The 15,747-nt window shown below is 70.0% G+C and carries 17 protein-coding genes; 9 read left to right on the top strand and 8 right to left on the bottom strand.

Going from position 1 to position 15,747, the window contains the following annotated elements; genetic code table 11:
• Positions 1–75 precede the first annotated feature (75 nt).
• Together ASD59_RS00285 and ASD59_RS00280 are read right to left on the bottom strand one after the other, a co-directional pair.
• Positions 76–393 carry a UrcA family protein gene (locus ASD59_RS00285; RefSeq protein WP_055826573.1) on the bottom strand — a complete coding sequence of 106 codons (318 nt, stop codon included), beginning with the start codon at positions 391–393 and terminating at the stop codon, positions 76–78.
• 173 nt (positions 394–566) lie between these two features.
• The gene (locus tag ASD59_RS00280; RefSeq protein WP_055826570.1) at positions 567–866 is read right to left on the bottom strand and encodes a UrcA family protein; all 300 of its coding nucleotides are present in this window, start codon (positions 864–866) and stop codon (positions 567–569) included.
• A gap of 358 nt (positions 867–1,224) precedes the next feature.
• On the opposite strand from ASD59_RS00280, the gene ffh reads away from it, so the two are divergent.
• The 4 genes from ffh to ASD59_RS00260 all read left to right on the top strand — a co-directional run bounded on the left by ffh (position 1,225) and on the right by ASD59_RS00260 (position 4,534).
• Complete coding sequence (ffh, locus tag ASD59_RS00275; protein WP_055826563.1) at positions 1,225–2,751, top strand: signal recognition particle protein; 1,527 nt, start codon at positions 1,225–1,227, stop codon at positions 2,749–2,751.
• A 24-nt stretch (positions 2,752–2,775) separates the two neighbouring features.
• Positions 2,776–3,384 (top strand): 30S ribosomal protein S16, encoded by a 609-nt coding sequence (gene rpsP / locus ASD59_RS00270; RefSeq protein ID WP_055826560.1) that lies wholly within the window; start codon positions 2,776–2,778, stop codon positions 3,382–3,384.
• Positions 3,385–3,574: 190 nt separating this feature from the next.
• The gene (gene rimM, locus ASD59_RS00265) at positions 3,575–4,102 is read left to right on the top strand and encodes a ribosome maturation factor RimM (protein ID WP_055826557.1); all 528 of its coding nucleotides are present in this window, start codon (positions 3,575–3,577) and stop codon (positions 4,100–4,102) included.
• 54 nt (positions 4,103–4,156) lie between these two features.
• Positions 4,157–4,534, top strand: a complete 378-nt coding sequence (locus ASD59_RS00260; RefSeq protein WP_055826554.1) for a DUF3597 domain-containing protein — start codon at positions 4,157–4,159, stop codon at positions 4,532–4,534.
• Between the two features lie 41 nt (positions 4,535–4,575).
• Here ASD59_RS00260 and ASD59_RS13760 read toward each other — a convergent pair whose 3' ends face one another.
• Positions 4,576–4,752, bottom strand: a complete 177-nt coding sequence (locus ASD59_RS13760) for a YegP family protein (RefSeq protein WP_082559977.1) — start codon at positions 4,750–4,752, stop codon at positions 4,576–4,578.
• Between the two features lie 128 nt (positions 4,753–4,880).
• Here ASD59_RS13760 and ASD59_RS00255 point away from each other — a divergent pair, with 128 nt between their 5' ends.
• Entirely contained in the window at positions 4,881–5,090 is a 210-nt protein-coding gene (locus ASD59_RS00255; protein WP_055826551.1) for a KTSC domain-containing protein, read from the top strand.
• Between the two features lie 127 nt (positions 5,091–5,217).
• On the opposite strand, the gene ASD59_RS00250 is transcribed toward ASD59_RS00255, so the two are convergent.
• Positions 5,218–6,021: an enoyl-ACP reductase FabI gene (locus ASD59_RS00250; protein ID WP_162246621.1), complete on the bottom strand. Its 804-nt coding sequence runs from the start codon at positions 6,019–6,021 to the stop codon at positions 5,218–5,220.
• Between the two features lie 193 nt (positions 6,022–6,214).
• Here ASD59_RS00250 and ASD59_RS00245 point away from each other — a divergent pair, with 193 nt between their 5' ends.
• Positions 6,215–8,296: a DNA/RNA non-specific endonuclease gene (locus tag ASD59_RS00245; protein ID WP_055826548.1), complete on the top strand. Its 2,082-nt coding sequence runs from the start codon at positions 6,215–6,217 to the stop codon at positions 8,294–8,296.
• Between the two features lie 4 nt (positions 8,297–8,300).
• Here the strand turns inward: ASD59_RS00245 and ASD59_RS00240 are convergent, their stop codons facing one another.
• Positions 8,301–9,575, bottom strand: coding sequence for a cation:proton antiporter (locus tag ASD59_RS00240; RefSeq protein WP_055826544.1), 1,275 nt, complete (start codon positions 9,573–9,575; stop codon positions 8,301–8,303).
• Positions 9,576–9,624: 49 nt separating this feature from the next.
• Between ASD59_RS00240 and ASD59_RS00235 the strand changes: the two genes are divergently transcribed.
• Positions 9,625–10,143: a hypothetical protein gene (locus ASD59_RS00235; protein WP_055826541.1), complete on the top strand. Its 519-nt coding sequence runs from the start codon at positions 9,625–9,627 to the stop codon at positions 10,141–10,143.
• 9 nt (positions 10,144–10,152) lie between these two features.
• On the opposite strand, the gene fabB is transcribed toward ASD59_RS00235, so the two are convergent.
• The 3 genes from fabB to ASD59_RS00220 form a co-directional block, all read right to left on the bottom strand.
• Positions 10,153–11,382 (bottom strand): beta-ketoacyl-ACP synthase I, encoded by a 1,230-nt coding sequence (gene fabB, locus ASD59_RS00230; RefSeq protein ID WP_055826539.1) that lies wholly within the window; start codon positions 11,380–11,382, stop codon positions 10,153–10,155.
• A 60-nt stretch (positions 11,383–11,442) separates the two neighbouring features.
• Positions 11,443–11,976, bottom strand: a complete 534-nt coding sequence (fabA, locus tag ASD59_RS00225; RefSeq protein ID WP_055826536.1) for a 3-hydroxyacyl-[acyl-carrier-protein] dehydratase FabA — start codon at positions 11,974–11,976, stop codon at positions 11,443–11,445.
• A gap of 94 nt (positions 11,977–12,070) precedes the next feature.
• Positions 12,071–12,628 (bottom strand): SH3 domain-containing protein, encoded by a 558-nt coding sequence (locus ASD59_RS00220; protein WP_235561684.1) that lies wholly within the window; start codon positions 12,626–12,628, stop codon positions 12,071–12,073.
• 30 nt (positions 12,629–12,658) lie between these two features.
• Between ASD59_RS00220 and ASD59_RS00215 the strand changes: the two genes are divergently transcribed.
• Together ASD59_RS00215 and ASD59_RS00210 are read left to right on the top strand one after the other, a co-directional pair.
• Entirely contained in the window at positions 12,659–13,645 is a 987-nt protein-coding gene (locus tag ASD59_RS00215; RefSeq protein WP_055826530.1) for a 2-hydroxyacid dehydrogenase, read from the top strand.
• A gap of 73 nt (positions 13,646–13,718) precedes the next feature.
• Positions 13,719–15,740, top strand: coding sequence for an alpha/beta hydrolase family protein (locus ASD59_RS00210; protein WP_055826528.1), 2,022 nt, complete (start codon positions 13,719–13,721; stop codon positions 15,738–15,740).
• Positions 15,741–15,747: the final 7 nt, after the last annotated feature.

The raw sequence follows: 15,747 nt of genomic DNA, 5'->3' as shown, positions 1-15,747 counted from the left end.
GGCTGCTTGAGGGCGGCGCGCGGGTGCAAGACGAGAGAGGCCGGCGAGCGATCGCCGGCCTCTTTTGTCTGCGGGTCACGCCGGCCAGGCGCGGGCGACCATGGCCAGGATGCGGTCGCCACGGCGGGCGCGGACGTAGTCATCCTGACGCGCGGCCGGCAGGCTTCGCACCGCTTCCTGCTGCACGCGGCGGACGCAGTTGTCGTTGACGAGGGCGCGCGGACCGATGGCGCACGCCTCGCGGGCCGCGGCCGCGGCGCGGGCGTCGAAGGCGCCGGCGCCGGCGGCGGTCGACAGATTGAGGTCGCCGAACGGCACGCGAACGGTCTGGGCGGCCGCGGGAGCGGCGTAAAGCAGGCCGGCGGCGGCGAGGGCGAGGGCGGTCTTGATCATCTGAAAATCCTCCTGTCGCGGGCAGTGCGACGACAAGGCAGATGAGGGGCTCATGTGACGACCGCCATACCGGAACTGCTACAATTACTAGATCACAGCCCGAGTACTGCTCAGCCAGCCAAAAGTTTGGCTTATGTCAACAGGACCGCCCCAAGGAGCGGCCCCGCTGGCTTTCAGACGACGATGGGCAGGCGGCTCAGTGCGTATTCGACCTGCGCCCGCCCCGGGAGCAGTCGCACCGCTTCCGCCTGCACCGCAGCGCGGCAGAAGGCCCGGTCGCTGATGCGGCTGCCGGGCTTCCTCGCGCCCCGGCACAGGGTTCGGGCGGCGGCCTCGACCCGGGCGTCGAAGGTGTTGGCGCCGGCGGCGCTGGACAGGTCCAGATCACCCCAGGCGATCCGCGCCTCCTGGGCCGAGGCGGAGCCGGCGGCGGCGAGGGCGAGGACGGCGGCGAGAGAAGCGAGGGCTTTCATGACGAACTCCTGTGGAGATCAACGTCGCTCTTGGCGGCGACGGGATGTCAGATGCGCGCGGACCGTTGCAGCCGCGTGAGCGTTCCGCGGCGAAATAGCGACGCTGGATGAATTCGCGGAAACCTGAACAGCGATCAGGCGCGGCGCGCCCGCCGCCTTGTCTTCGCCCCGCTTTTCCGCCATAAGCCGCCGCTTCCGACGCAAGTGAACCTCGCGTCTCCACCATCACGACCCCCGATCCGTCGGGACGAGGATGGCGAGAACCCTCCGCCGACGTGATCGTCGCCGGAGGCCATTTCGCTATGGAGACCGTTTCGCCCGTCGGTTTGGTGGCCCGCAGGGGCCGACGAGGTTGTGAATGTTCGAGGCTCTGAACGAGCGGCTGACAGGCGTCTTCGACCGGATCACCGGGCGCGGCGCCCTGTCCGAGAAGGACGTCTCCGAGGCGATGCGCGAAGTGCGCGTGGCGCTGCTCGAGGCCGACGTCGCCCTGCCCGTCGTCAAGGACTTCATCGCCTTCGCCACCGAGCGCGCCACGGGCGAGGACGTTATCCGCTCGGTCAAGCCCGCCGATCAGGTGGTCAAGATCGTTTACGACGGCCTGGTCGAGATGCTGGGCGGGGACGAGCCCACCCCGATCAACCTGAACGCCACGCCGCCCGCCGTCATCCTGATGGCCGGCCTGCAGGGTTCGGGCAAGACCACGACCTCGGCCAAGCTGGCGCTTCGTCTGACGAAGTTCGACCGCAAGAAGGTCATGATGGCCTCGCTGGACACGCGTCGTCCGGCGGCCATGGAGCAGCTGGCCACCCTGGGCAAGCAGATCGAGGTCGCGACCCTGCCCATCGTGGCCGGCGAGTCGCCGATCCAGATCACCAAGCGCGCGCTGCAGTCGGCGAAACTTCAGGGCTACGACGTCCTGATCCTCGACACCGCCGGCCGGATCACCCTGGACGAGGCCCTGATGGCCGAGGTGGCGGAAGTCGCCGCCGTCTCCAAACCCGTCGAGACCCTGCTGGTCGCCGACAGCCTGACCGGCCAGGACGCGGTCCGCACCGCGAAAGCCTTCCACGACCGCCTGCCGCTGACCGGCCTGGTCCTGACCCGCGCCGACGGCGACGGGCGCGGCGGGGCCATGCTGTCGATGCGGGCCGTCACCGGCCTGCCGATCAAATACATCGGCGCGGGCGAGAAGGTCGACGCGCTGGAAGTGTTCGACGCCCGCCGCGTCGCCGGCCGCATCCTGGGCCAGGGGGACATCGTCGCCCTGGTCGAGAAGGCGTCGCAGGAGCTGGACCAATCCAAGGCCGAGGCCATGGCCCGCAAGCTGGCCAAGGGCCAGTTCGACCTCAACGACCTCGCCGGCCAGCTGCAGCAGATGAAGAAGATGGGCGGTCTTCAGGGCATCATGGGCATGCTGCCCGGCGTGGCCAAGATGAAGGCCCAGATGGCCGACAGCGGTGTCGACGACCGCATGATTGCGCGCCAGGAAGCCATCATCTCCTCGATGACCAAGGCCGAGCGCAAGAAGCCCGATCTGCTGAACGCCAGCCGCAAGAAGCGCGTCGCCGCCGGCGCCGGCGTCGAGGTCCAGGACATCAACCGCCTGCTCAAACAGCACCGCCAGATGGCCGACATGGTCAAGTCCATGTCGCGCGGCGGCGGCAAGGGCATGAAACAGATGGCCGCCATGATGGGCGGTCTCGGCGGCGGCGGCCTCGGCGGCGGCCCCGACATGGCGCGACTGAAGGCGATGGGGGGCGGCCGCATGCCCGAACCCTCAGCCGACGAACTGAAAGCCCTTCAGGACCGCATCGCGGGTCTGGGCGGCGGACAACTTCCGGGGGGCCTTCCGGGCCTGCCGGGCTTCCCTCCCAAGAAATAGAACGACCAAGGAAAGAGACTGAAAATGCTTAAGATTCGTCTGGCCCGCGGCGGCGCCAAGAAGCGCCCCTACTACTACATCGTCGTCGCCGACAGCCACTCGCCCCGCGACGGCAAATTCATCGAGCGCGTCGGCACCTACAACCCGATGCTGCCGCGCGACGGCGAGCAGAAGCGCGTCACCCTGAAGGCCGACCGGATCTCGGAATGGCTCGCCAAGGGCGCCCAGCCGACCGACCGCGTGGCCCGCTTCCTGAGCCAGGACGAAGCCTTGGCCGGCAAGGTCAAATGGACCCAGTCGAACAACCCGAACAAGGCGCAGCCGGGCAAGAAGGCCCAGGAACGCGCCGCCGAGCGCGCCCAGCGCGAAGCCGACCGCGCGGAAGCAGAAGCTGCAGCCAAGGTGGAAGCCGCCGAGGCCGCCGTCCGCGCCAAGGAAGAAGCCAAGGCCGCCGCTGAAGCCGCCAAGAACGCTCCGGCCCCCGAGCCCGAAGCGGCTGCTGAAGAGGCTCCGGCCGCTGAAGTGACGGAAGAAGCCCCGGCTGAAGCCGCCGCGGAAGAGGCTCCGGCCGAAGCCGCTGCTGAAGAAGCCCCGGCCGCTGAAGCGACCGAGGAAGAGAAGACCGAGGCCTGATCCGGTGATCCTTCTCCCCTCCGGGGGAGAAGGTGGCCGCCGGAGGCGGTCGGATGAGGGGCTGTTGGACGTGGAGCAGGACGATGGGGGCGAGCGCCAAACGGCCCCCTCATCCGTCCCGCTTCGCGGTCCACCCGTCGATCGGTCGGCTTCGCCGACCGGTTCTCCACCCCCGAGGGGAGAGGGACGCATGACTGACACCAGCAAACTCATCCTCGTCGGCCAGGTCGCCGGCGGCTTCGGGGTCAAGGGCGAGGTGCGGGTCACCGCATGGACGGCCGAGCCGATGGCCCTGCTGAAGTACGGCGTCCTGCTGCGCGCCGACGGCACGCCCGGCCTGACCCTGACCTCGGCCCGGCCCGAGAAGACCGCCGTGGTCGGCCGCGCCAAGGAGATCGCCACCAAGGAACAGGCCGACGCGATGCGCGGGCTGAAGCTCTACATCCACCGCGACCGTCTGCCCGAGCCGGACGAGGACGAATTCTACCTGGCCGACCTGGTCGGGCTGGAAGCGCGCGATCCCGAGGGCGTGGTGCTGGGCTCCATTCGCGCGGTGCAGAATTTCGGCGCCGACGACATGCTGGAGATCGCACCGGCGGCGGGCGGGCCGACCTGGTACCTGCCGTTCACGAAAGAAGCCGTGCCCGCGCTGCACATCGCCGACGGCTGGCTGCTGGCCGTCCGGCCGACCGAGATCGGCGAGCGCGAGCCCGACTGAACCGGCGCCGTTCCGGCGCGTTACGCCGTCTCATTCAAAGGGAAGGCGCAACGCATGAGTATCTTCAGTTCCATCTGGAACCGCATCCGGGGTCGCCGCGACGAGGTCACCCCCACCTCGGCGCCGGCTCCGCAGACAACGCCCGGCACCTTCGCCCCGACCGCGGCCGCGCCGGTCGACGTCGAGGCGGTGCTCGCCTCCATGGCCGAACTCAAGGGTGAGGGAGCCGGCAACTGGCGCACCTCGATCGTCGACCTGCTCAAGCTGCTCGGGCTGGAGTCGAATCTGGAGGCCCGCAAGGAGCTGGCCGAGGAACTGGGCGTCAACGCCGGCCCGCACGGCAGCGCCGAACAGAACATCGCCCTGTCGAAGGCCGTCTGGCGCAAGATGGCCGAGAACGGCGGCCTGGTGCCGGATTCGCTCAGGGACTGAGACGGGGCGCGCGGCCGGACGACCCGGCCGCGCCGCACCGTCTAGCTGTTGTCCTCGGTCGGAGCCCCCGGCCCGTTCTTCTGGATCGAATCGATGGCGTTCCGGGCCGAGGCCTTGGACGAATAGCCCTCGCTCGAGAAGATGGTCTCTGCGTTGTATTTGAAGCGGACGCGGAACTCGCCCGCCTTGTCCTTGTAGATCTCGAACTTGTGGGCCACGGCGAAATCTCCTGTCAGGGGAAACGCCACGCTGTCACGACCGCGATCGGCGGAAAACCGCGAAACGCCCGGTTCGTGACACAGGCGCGTGATCGGAGCCGGAAGGCCCGGCCGGGCGTTTCGCCGCCATGCCCTCCAGCGTCATCCGCCGTTTCAGCTACGACGAACCGCCCCGCCGCCTGCGCGTGACCTTCACCAGCGGCGACGTCTACGACTATTTCGACGTGCCGCCGGAGGTGGAGGCGGCGTTCCGCGCCGCCTTCTCGAAAGGCCGGTTCTTCGCCTCGGACATCCGCGACCGCTACCCGTTCGAGCGGGTGTCGATCGCGATACCCTGAGCCCTTGCAGGCGGTGTGGCGGACCGAGTCATGCTGACCGTCCGGCAAAGACCGCCGTCGTCCCCGGCTGCATGAACTGCAACGCCTGAACCGCCATCCGCGCCGAAAGCGCCGATCCGGCAAGGGTTCAGCCAGCGGCTTCCTCGTCGGCCGCCATGCCCATCATGTGGAAGCCGGCGTCGACGTGGATGACCTCGCCCGTGGTCGAGAAGCCGAGGTCCGAGCACAGCCACAGGGCGGCGCCGGCGACGCCCTCCATCGAGGTGTCCTCCTTCATCGCCGACATGGCCCGGCCCTGGCTGATCATGCCGCGGCCGCCCGAGATGCCGGCCAGCGACAGGGTGCGCATGGCCCCCGCCGAGATGGCGTTGCAGCGGATGCCCTTCGGGCCCAGGTCCCGGGCGATGTAGCGGGTCGCCGCCTCCAGCGCCGCCTTGGCCACGCCCATGGTGTTGTAGTTGGGGATGGCCCGCTCGGAGCCGAGATAGGTCATGGTCACCAGCGAACCGCCGTTGGGCATCAGCTTCGACGCCCGCTTCGCCACATCGACGAAGCTGAAGGCCGAGATGTTCATGGCCAGCAGGAAGCTGTCGCGGCTGGTGTTGTCTACGAAGCTGCCCTTGAGTTCGTCCTTGTTGGCGAAGGCCACCGAATGGATGACGAAGTCGATCGTGCCGAAGGCCTTTTCCAGCTCGGCGAAGGCGGCGTCCATCGAGGCGTCGTCGGTGACGTCGGCCTGGATCAGCAGTTTGGCGCCGACGCTTTCGGCCAGCGGCCGCACGCGGCGCTCGAGGCCCTCGCCCAGATAGGTGAAGGCCAGTTCGGCGCCCTGGGCCGCCAGCTGGGAGGCGATGCCCCAGGCGATGGAGTTGGCGTTCGCGACCCCCATGATCAGGCCCTTCTTGCCCTTCATGAGTTCGCCGGTCGGCATGTTCCAGCCTTCGGAAGCGGCCATGGGATGCATCTCCATCTTGCGTCGGCCGCTCGTGTCGGGGCCGTTCGGTGTGGCCGGAGGGGTAGCAGCGGCGGCGGCGCGGGGGAAGCCGCGATGGTGCGCGGGGCCGCCCGCGTTCCCCCGGTCGCCAATCGACGTTATGGTTGTGCCGCTTCGGCAGGAGGACGGCATGAAGGTCGATCGTCTGAAGGGGGTGGTGGCGACCACCGGCGCCCGCATCGTCGCGGAGGTCGCGCCGCCAGGCGCGGACCGGGCCGGACCGATCGAGGTCAACGCGGCCGCCGCGGTCGATCTTCTGAAGGCGCGGGTCGACGCCACCGTCCCCGGCCAGCTGGAAACCCCCGAACGGCAGGCCCTGCGCACCCTGCAGCTTCAGGAAGGCGGCCGGAAAGCCTCGCTGTCCGAGCTGGAGCGGACCATCGGCAGCGACGATCTGGTCGACCTCAACTATCTGCTGCGCGGGCTGGACGCGGCGCGGCCGGTGGGGCGGATCACCATCCTCGACGGCGGCGGGCGGGCGCTGGGCGACGCCACCGGCTTCCTGATCACCCCGAACCTGTTGCTGACCAACCAGCATGTCCTGCCCGACATGGCCGCGGCCGCTGCCTCGCGGGTCGATTTCGACTGCGAGCTGGATCGGCTGGGGTTTCCGCGCCCGACCACCACCTTCGCCTTCGATCCCGGCCGGTTTTTCGTCGTCGACCCCGCCCTGGACATGGCCCTGGTCGCGGTCCGCGCCCGGCCGCTGAAGGGCGACGCCCGGCTGTCGGACTTCGGCTGGCTGAGGCTCAGCCCCGAGGTGGGCAAGATCAACGTCGGCGAGGCCATCACCATCATCCAGCACCCCAACGGCCGGACCAAACAGGTGGCCCTGCGCGAGAACCGGCTGCTGGACATCACCGCCGACCACCTGACGTATGAATCCGACACCGCGCCGGGATCGTCGGGGGCGCCGGTGTTCAACGATTCCTGGCAGGTGGTCGCCCTGCACCATTCGGGCGTGCCGCGGAAGGACGCCCAGGGCCGCTGGCTGCTGCAGAACGGCAGGCCGGCGACCGACGACGACGACGACGCCGACATCGACTGGATCGCCAACGAGGGCGTCCGCGCCAGCCGCATCGCGACCACGGCCCTGGCGATGGCGCCCGCCGGCGCCCTGCGGGACGAGCTGGAGGCCTGCTGTCAGGGCCGCGTCGAAACTCCGGTCCCGGCCACGGAGCGGTCGACAGGCCCGATCCTTGTCGTGGGCGGCGCGCCCGTCGGCCCGTCGGCCGCCGCGCCGGCGGGGGCCGCGGTCCTGACCGTGCCCCTGACCCTCGCCATCAGCCTGGGCCAGACGTCCGGGCCAGCCCTCGCCGCCGGCGCGGGCGTCGGCGCGATCGAGAAGGTGGTCGAGCCCTGGCACGACCCGAACTATCCCGGACGCACCGGCTACGATCCCCGCTTCCTCGGCCTCTCCGTCCCCCTGCCGACGCTGCGGGACCCCTCCGTGGCGGCGCGGATGCACGACGGCGGGGTGGTCGTGCCCTACCAGAATTTCTCGCTGGTCATGCACAGGGCGCGGCGCGTGTGCCTGTTCACGGCCTCCAACGTCGATGGCTCCCCCGCCGCCAAGGAGCCGGATCCGACCCGGTCCTACAACCGCGACGCCCTGGGCGGCCTGGCCGAGAACGATTTCGAGCGCTGGTTCCTCGATCCCCGCCTGCCGGCCGACGCCCAGCTGCCGGACCGCTTCTTCGACAAGGACCGCAAGGCCTTCGACAAGGGCCATCTGGTGCGGCGCGAAGAGGTCTGCTGGGGCGCGGACTACGCCCAGGTGCGCCGCGCCAACGGCGACACCTATCACGTCACCAACTGCACGCCCCAGGTGGCGGGGTTCAACCGCTCGAACCGCCGGGGCGTCTGGGGCCTGCTGGAAAACCTGATCGAGGCCCAGGGCCGGGTCGAGCGCTATTCGCTGTTCGCCGGGCCGCTGCTGGCGGCGGACGATCCGGTCTTCGTCGGCGTGGATGACGACGGGCCGATCCAGGTGAGGATCCCGCGCGCCTACTGGAAGGTGGTGGTCGCGCGCGGGCAGGCCGGGCTGGAGGCCTTCGGCTTCCTGCTGGAACAGGACCTGACCCAGGTCGCGTTCGAATTCGCGGTCGATCCGGTGTGGCGCGCCCGCATGATCCCGCTGAATACGCTGCAGGACCGGATCGGACTGATCCGGTTCCCCCGGGCAGTGATGCGGGCCGACAGGGGCGCCTGAGGCGTCAGCCCGCCGCCCCCTCGCGCCGGCGCGTCAGCCGCCGCAGCAGCGGGGCCGCCGTCACGCCGTGGACCAGGATCGAGACCAGGATGATGAAGCCGACGACGGCCCACAGCCGCTCGCTGTCGCCGAACTCGCCGTGGTTCAGCGCATAGGCGACATAATAGACCGAGCCGACGCCGCGGATGCCGAGGAAGGACAGCAGCAGCCGCTCGCGCATCGGCTGGCGCGATCCGATCATGGCGATCATGCCGGCGACGGGCCGGACCACGAAGACCACCGCCAGCCCGACCAGGGCGTCGATCCATGTCAGGGACGCCAGCAGGCCGTTGGCCAGGGCGCCGCCGAACAGGACCAGCAGCAGCATCATCAGCAGCCGTTCGATCTGGTCCGAGAAGTCGTGCATCTCCTGATGAAAATCGTGGTCCCTTTCCCGCGCGCGCAGGGTCAGGGCGCAGATGAAGACGGCGAGAAAGCCGTAGCCGTGCGCCAGCTCGGCCGCCGCATAGGCCAGCAGGGTCGCCGCCAGGGCCACCAGACCGTCGCCGAACCGGGCGGCCTCCTTGCTGCGTCGAAAGACGAGACGGCCGAACACCAGGCCGCACAGGACGCCGACCCCGGCGCCCGCGAGCAGTTTCCAGCCGACCTTGACCGTGAACCAGTCGGTCAGCGCCCCGCTCGTGGCGAGACCTCCGGCCGCCGCCAGTATGGCCAGATGCACGAACGGGAAGGCCAAGGCGTCATTCAGCCCCGCCTCCGAGGTCAGGCCGAAGCGCACCTCGTCCTCGTCTCCCGACTGCGGCGGCCCGACCTGGACGTCGGCGGCCAGCACCGGATCGGTCGGGGCCATGGCGGCTCCCAGCAGCAGGGCCATGGCCAGGCTGAAACCCAGTCCGGCCAGGCCCAGCCAGGCCACGGCGACGATGGTCAGGGGCATGGCGATGGCCAGCAGCCGCCAGGTCGAGGCCCACCGCCGCCATCCCAGCGGCCGGTCGATTTTCAGCCCCGCGCCCATCAGGCTGATGATGACGACCAGCTCGGTCAGCCGCTCGGTGGCCGTGTCCCAGGTGCGCGGGTCGGGGTTGAACGACAGCAGGCCGGTACTGAAGATCACCACGCCCAAGACCACGCACAGGATGGCGAGGGTGAGCGGCAGGGGCTTGAGCCCGACCGGCGCCCAGGACACCAGCAGGATCGCGGCCCCGAGGCCCAGCAGGAACAGGATATAGGGGTCGAGGGTCAGGCCGGGCTCCCAAGGGTCAGGTTCTGGGGGTTTCATAACCGGAAAACCCGGTCAGAATGCAGGGAACGCCCACCGGAGTCTTCGGATGCGCCTCTTGATCCTTCTGTCCGCCCTCGTCGCGTGCGGTCTTGCGGCGCCGGAAGCCGCCATGGCCCAGGCCGGTCCGCCGCCGTTGCGGGTCAAGGTGCTGCTGGCCTCTTCCCCGCATCTCGACGCTGCGGCGCGGGCCCGGCACGACGCCATGCTGCAGAGCCTGTCGGCGGGCGGGCCGTCCGGCGGCTGGTTCGAAATTCTGCCGACGGGGCTGGACCTCGCCGAGTTCGAGCACTGCACCATCTCGGCCCAGGACACCCGCACCTGCGCCAGTCGCCAGTTGGCCGAACAAGGGGCGACGGGCGCCACGATCGTCGTCCTCGCCGGCGGCGAGGGGGAGCGCGCAAGCTGGATCTGCGTGGGGACGGGCGCACGACCGACCTCGCCCGAACGGCAGGCCATTCGCTTCGACCTGAACGCCGGCCTCGACACCGCATCTCCGAAGCGGATGGAGACCCGCGCGGCGGCGGCCGGCTGCATCACCAGCGCGGGCGCCGAGAGCGGCTGGTAGAGCCGCCGGTCAGACCTTGCTGAGGATCAGCGTCCCGTTGGTGCCGCCGAAGCCGAAGCTGTTGGACATGACGTGCTTGAGTTCGCCGTCGTGCCGCTTGCGCAGGATCGGCATGCCCTCGAACTCGGGGTCGAGGGTCTCGATGTGGGCGCTTTCGGCGGCGAAGCCGTGCTTCATCATCAGCAGGCAGTAGATCGCCTCCTGCGCCCCGGCGGCGCCGAGCGAATGGCCGGTCAGCGACTTGGTCGAGGAGATCATCGGCAGGTCGTCGCCGAAGACGTTGCGCACCGCGCCCATCTCCTTGGAATCGCCCACCGGGGTCGAGGTGCCGTGCGGGTTGAGGTAGTCGATCTTCGGATTGCCGGCCATGTCGAGCGCGATCTTCATGCAGCGCTCGGCGCCCTCGCCCGAGGGGGCGACCATGTCGTAGCCATCCGAATTGGCGCCGTAGCCGGTGACCTCGGCGTAGATGGTCGCGCCGCGCGCCTTCGCTCGCTCATACTCTTCCAGCACCACGATGCCGGCCCCGCCGGCGATGACGAAGCCGTCGCGGGCGACGTCATAGGCGCGGCTGGCGACCGACGGCGTTTCGTTGAAGTTGGACGACATGGCGCCCATGGCGTCGAACATGTTGGACATCGACCAGTCGATGTCCTCGCAGCCGCCGGCGAAGACCACGTCCTGCTTGCCCCAGGCGATCTGTTCCGCGGCCGCGCCGATGCAGTGGGCGCTGGTCGCGCAGGCCGAGGAGATCGAATAGTTGATCCCCTTGAGCTGGAACCAGGTGGCCAGAACGGCCGAGGGACCCGAGGCCATGGCCTTGGGCACGGCGAACGGCCCGATACGCTTGGGCGAGGTCTTCTCGACCGTGGTGGCGGCGGCCTGGAGGATGATCTGGGTCGAGGGGCCGCCCTCGCCGACGATGACGCCGATGCGGTCGGACTGGATCTCGTCCGCGGTCATGCCCGAGTCCTTCAGCGCCTCCTCGAAGGCGATATGGCCCCAGGCCGTGCCGTTGGCGAGGAAGCGGGCGGCGCGGCGATCAACGTGCGGGGCCCAGTCCTCGGCCGTCACGCCCAGCGCCGGCGGGGCCCAGACCTGCGAGCGGAAGCCGTATTTGATGTGGTCCGGAGCGGCGACGACGCCGGAGCGCGCGTCGCGCAGCGAGGCCGCGACCTCATCCTGACCCGTGCCGATGGAGGAGACGATACCCAGGCCGGTGACGACGACACGCCGCATGTTTGTTTCCCTTGTCAGTCTTCAGTCGCCGCGTTCGCCGCGGTCTTCAGTGGAAGCGGATCAGCCGCCGGCCGGTTCAACCGCGCCGCCGAAAAGCCCGACGCGCATGTCCTGGCAGGTGTAGATCACCTCCCCGTCCGCCTCGAGCACGCCGTCGGCGATGCCCATGACCAGCCGGCGATTGATCACCCGCTTCAGGTCGATCTTGTACACCACCTTCTTGATGTCGGGGGTGACCTGACCGGTGAATTTGACGTCGCCGACACCCAGGGCGCGGCCCTTGCCGGGTCCGCCGATCCAGCCGAGGTAGAAGCCGACCAGCTGCCACATGGCGTCGAGCCCCAGACAGCCGGGCATGACGGGATCGCCGATGAAGTGGCACTGGAAGAACCAGAGGTCCGGATGGATATCCAGCTCGGCCTCGACATAGCCCTTGCCGTGCGCGCCACCGTCGCCGTTGATCGTCGTGATCCGGTCGAACATCAGCATCGGCGGGGCCGGCAGCTTCGCATTGCCGGGACCGAACAGGTCGCCCCGGCCCGCGGCCAGCAGGGCCTCGTAATCGAACGACGACGGATGTTGTGACTGGCTCAACGGCGGCCTCCGGCAGGTGTTGCCGTCGGGTTACACGACGCGGGCGGCCGGCTCAACATACGTTGTCGCGCGCCGCTTCGGAGGAACGAGCCGTCTAGCGGCCCCGCCCGGCCGGCCGCGATGCGCTGCACAGGGCCCGCTCCTGGGCGCCGAACACCGCCATCTGGCGGACCCAGCCGCGCAGGCGGCGCACGCGAACCTCGCACCAGCCGTCCTCGCATTCGTCCATCGAGGCCAGGGCGTGGGGGCTGAGGCGGGCCCGCACGGGCGCCGTGTCCGACCGGCCGGCGCGGATCGGCACCTCGGCATCCGACGCGTTGAGCACGCTGCGACGGCTGGATACCACGCTGCGGTGGACCCAGGCGACCGCGCCCTCGGGATCGCAGATCTTGCGCCATTCCGTGGTCTCGGCGACGACCTGCACCGGCAGGCCCGAGGCGCGATATTCCCACAGGATGCGGTAGTCCAGGCCCGGTCCGGAGCGGGCCCGGACCTCGGAGGACTTCAGCGACAGCCAGCGCGGCACCGGCTGGCCGCTGGGCGTCGGCCGGCCGTCCGGCATGGTCTGGCCTGCGCCGCCGACCATGGCGGCGCCGAGAACCGCCGCGAGGACAGCCAGCCTTTGGAGGCGGGAGCGAGCTTTGCTAGACACCGTCTGCATCCGTGAAATCGAAGGCTTCGAATGTCCGCGCCCCGGCTTAAGGTCGTATTAACCAGACGCCTTCCGGACGCGGTGGAGACCCGCGCCCGCGAACTGTTCGACGCCGAACTGAACCTCACCGACCGGCCGATGGACCGCGCGGCGCTGGAGGCGGCCGTCCGGCGCGCCGACGTGCTGGTCCCCACCATCACCGACGTGATCGACGCCGACCTGATTTCGAAGGCCGGCGACCAGCTGAAGATGATCGCGAACTTCGGCGCGGGCGTGGACCATGTCGACATCGACGCCGCCGTGGCGCGCGGGATCATCGTCACCAACACCCCGGGCGTCCTGACCGAGGACACGGCCGACCTGGCCATGGCCCTGATCCTCGCGGTCAGCCGGCGCATCGTCGAGGGCGCCGAGGTGGTGGCGGCGGGCGGCTTCGAGGGCTGGACCCCGACCTGGATGTGCGGGCGCAAACTGTGGGGCAAGCGGCTCGGCATCGTCGGCATGGGCCGGATCGGTCAGGCCCTGGCCCGCCGCGCAAAGGCGTTCGGGCTGCAGGTCCACTATCACAACCGCAAACCCGTCCCCGCCCTGATCGCCGAGGAGTTGGGGGCGACATACTGGGACGATCTGGACCAGATGCTGGCGCGGATGGACCTGATCTCGCTGAATTGCCCAGCGACGAAGGACACCCATCATCTGCTGTCGGCCGACCGGCTGGCCCGGCTTCAACCCCACGCCATCCTGATCAACACCGCCCGCGGCGAGCTGATCGACGAGGCGGCCCTCGCCGACGCCGTCGCGCGCCGCGCGATCGCCGGCGTCGGGCTGGACGTCTATGAGCACGAGCCGGCCATCCATCCGGGCCTGCTGAATCACGCCAATGTCGTGCTGCTGCCCCACCTCGGATCCGCGACCCTCGAGGCGCGTCAGGACATGGGCGACCGGGTCATCGCCAACATCCTGACCTTCCGCAACGGCCACCGTCCGGCCGACCGCGTCATTCCGGCCATGCTGTGATTCCCGAAGCTTGACGGCAGGGCGAACCTTGGGTTGATAGACCGCGGGGAAGTATCGGGGGCGCATGATGATAATGGGCAGTTCCGCGGCGACGCGGCTGGCGCTTTCGCGCCGCGGACTTCTGGCCGGGGCCGGCGGCCTGGCGCTGACGACGGCGGCGGCGCCCGCGGCCGCCCGGCAGGCGCGGCCGCACGCCCTGGCCGACTTCTTCACGCCCTCGGCGACCCGCGGGGTCGCCCTGTCGCCCAACGGCGAACGCATCGCCATCATCCGCGAGCTGCGCGAGGGCGGCGAGCGGCGCACCGTGCTCGACCTGGTCGAGGCGGCCGATCCGGCCCGGCCGGCGATCCGCTCGCCGCTGGGCGACGTCGAGTGCGAAACCATGGAATGGGCCAACAACGACCGGGTGCTGGTCGGGATCAAGCTGACCACCCGGACCGGGCGCGACAACCGGTCGGCCAGTTCGTTCATCTCCGCCGCCGGCGTCGAGGTGGTGTCGCGCCGGATGCTGTCGATCGACCCCGCGACGGGCGGGGCCGTGGCCCTGTTCGGCGACGACCGTCAGCGGATGCGCCGGGCGCGCGAGCTCGGCGTGGTGGTCGACCTGCTGCCCGACGATCCGGACCATGTGCTGATGGCCTCGAGCACCAGCCTCGGCGTGATCGCCCTGTACCGGGTCGATGTCCGCACCGGCTCCGCCGAGGAGGTCGAGCGCGGCGACAACGACACCTTCCACTGGGAGACCCAGGACGGCGTGCCGGTGATCCGGTACGACATCAACCTCAGCGGCACGGTGATCACCCTGCACGGCCGGGCGCCGGGAGAGCGGGACTGGCGGATGCTGCGCCGCGTCCGCGTCGAGGAGGCGCCGGACTTCGCATGGATCACCCAGACCGACCGGCCCGGAGTGGTGCTGGTTTCGGCGCGGCAGGAGGGGGAGGACGTCGAATCGATCCGCGAACTCGATCTGCGGACCTTCGAATTCGGCGCCCCGCTGGCGTCCCGGCCGGGCGCCGACGTGTCCGGCGCGGTGCTGGACGACCGGGGCCGCTATCTCGGCGCCGCCTTCTGGAAGGATCGGCTCGAATACGACTTCGCCGTACCCGAGCTGGCCGCCCACCACCGGGCCATGAACCGGTTCTTCAACAATGAATGCAACGTCGAACTGGTCGATGCGGATGTCGCCCTCAACCGGTTCGTCACCTATGTGACGGGCCCGCGCGAACCCGGCGCCTGGTACCTCTACGACCGCGGCGCGCGCAGCTACGTCAACCTGGCGCAGCGCACGGCGCTGACCGCGGAGCGCCTCGGCCCGGCCGAGGCGGTGACCGTCGCGACCCGCGACGGGGCGAGCATCACCGCCTATCTGACGGCCCCGCCCGGCGCGGCGCCCGGACCGCTGGTGGTTCTGGCCCACGGCGGGCCGGAACTGCGCGACACCCTGGGCTGGGACCGGCAGGGGCAAGTCCTGGCCGCCCAGGGCTGGTGGGTGCTGCAGCCCAATTTCCGCGGCTCCGGGGGCTACGGCTTGGGCTTCGCCAGCCAGGGCTGGGGCCGCTGGGGCGAGCGGATGCAGGAGGACGTCGAGGACGCCATCGCCCAGGTGGTGGCGGTCAAAGGGCTGGACGCCGACCGGGTGGCCATCATGGGCTCCAGCTACGGCGGCTATGCGGCCCTGATGGGGGCCGTGCGGCGCCCTGAGCTCTACAAGGCGGCGATCGGGATCGCCGGCGTCTTCGACCTGCCGGATATGCTGGAACACGTCGCGCGGCGCGACGATTCGCCGGGCAAGGAGGCCTATGAGTTCTGGACCAAGCGGATCGGCCAGCCGCAGGCCGACGCCGCGCGCCTGGCCCAGGCCTCGCCGCGCCGCCGGGCCGGCGAGGTCGCCTGCCCCGTGCTGCTCGTCCACGGCGTCGACGACGCCACCGTGCCGGTGTTCCAGTCGCGGCGAATGAAGGACGCCCTGCAGGCCGCCGGCAAGTCCGTCGACTATCGCGAGATCCCCGACGTCGGCCATGGCGGCTGGGAGGAGGAGGTCGAGCAGGAGATGATGGAGCGCTGCATCGCCCTGTTGCGCCGGGTCTTCGCCTGAAGCGGCG

It is taken from the genome of Brevundimonas sp. Root608 (assembly GCF_001427825.1).
Taxonomy (GTDB): Bacteria; Pseudomonadota; Alphaproteobacteria; order Caulobacterales; family Caulobacteraceae; genus Brevundimonas.
The sequence above is the reverse complement of the archived record's forward strand: the minus strand, read 5'-3'. Positions and strand labels throughout refer to the sequence as shown.

Excerpts from the sequence above, each read along its gene's own strand:
- ASD59_RS00285 (WP_055826573.1), bottom strand. The coding sequence starts at position 393 with ATGATCAAGACCGCCCTCGCCCTCGCCGCCGCCGGCCTGCTTTACGCC.
- ASD59_RS00280 (WP_055826570.1), bottom strand. The coding sequence starts at position 866 with ATGAAAGCCCTCGCTTCTCTCGCCGCCGTCCTCGCCCTCGCCGCCGCC.
- ffh (WP_055826563.1), top strand. The coding sequence starts at position 1,225 with ATGTTCGAGGCTCTGAACGAGCGGCTGACAGGCGTCTTCGACCGGATC.
- rpsP (WP_055826560.1), top strand. The coding sequence starts at position 2,776 with ATGCTTAAGATTCGTCTGGCCCGCGGCGGCGCCAAGAAGCGCCCCTAC.
- rimM (WP_055826557.1), top strand. The coding sequence starts at position 3,575 with ATGACTGACACCAGCAAACTCATCCTCGTCGGCCAGGTCGCCGGCGGC.
- ASD59_RS00260 (WP_055826554.1), top strand. The coding sequence starts at position 4,157 with ATGAGTATCTTCAGTTCCATCTGGAACCGCATCCGGGGTCGCCGCGAC.
- ASD59_RS00255 (WP_055826551.1), top strand. The coding sequence starts at position 4,881 with ATGCCCTCCAGCGTCATCCGCCGTTTCAGCTACGACGAACCGCCCCGC.
- ASD59_RS00250 (WP_162246621.1), bottom strand. The coding sequence starts at position 6,021 with ATGCCGACCGGCGAACTCATGAAGGGCAAGAAGGGCCTGATCATGGGG.
- ASD59_RS00245 (WP_055826548.1), top strand. The coding sequence starts at position 6,215 with ATGAAGGTCGATCGTCTGAAGGGGGTGGTGGCGACCACCGGCGCCCGC.
- ASD59_RS00240 (WP_055826544.1), bottom strand. The coding sequence starts at position 9,575 with ATGAAACCCCCAGAACCTGACCCTTGGGAGCCCGGCCTGACCCTCGAC.
- ASD59_RS00235 (WP_055826541.1), top strand. The coding sequence starts at position 9,625 with ATGCGCCTCTTGATCCTTCTGTCCGCCCTCGTCGCGTGCGGTCTTGCG.
- fabB (WP_055826539.1), bottom strand. The coding sequence starts at position 11,382 with ATGCGGCGTGTCGTCGTCACCGGCCTGGGTATCGTCTCCTCCATCGGC.
- ASD59_RS00215 (WP_055826530.1), top strand. The coding sequence starts at position 12,659 with ATGTCCGCGCCCCGGCTTAAGGTCGTATTAACCAGACGCCTTCCGGAC.
- ASD59_RS00210 (WP_055826528.1), top strand. The coding sequence starts at position 13,719 with ATGGGCAGTTCCGCGGCGACGCGGCTGGCGCTTTCGCGCCGCGGACTT.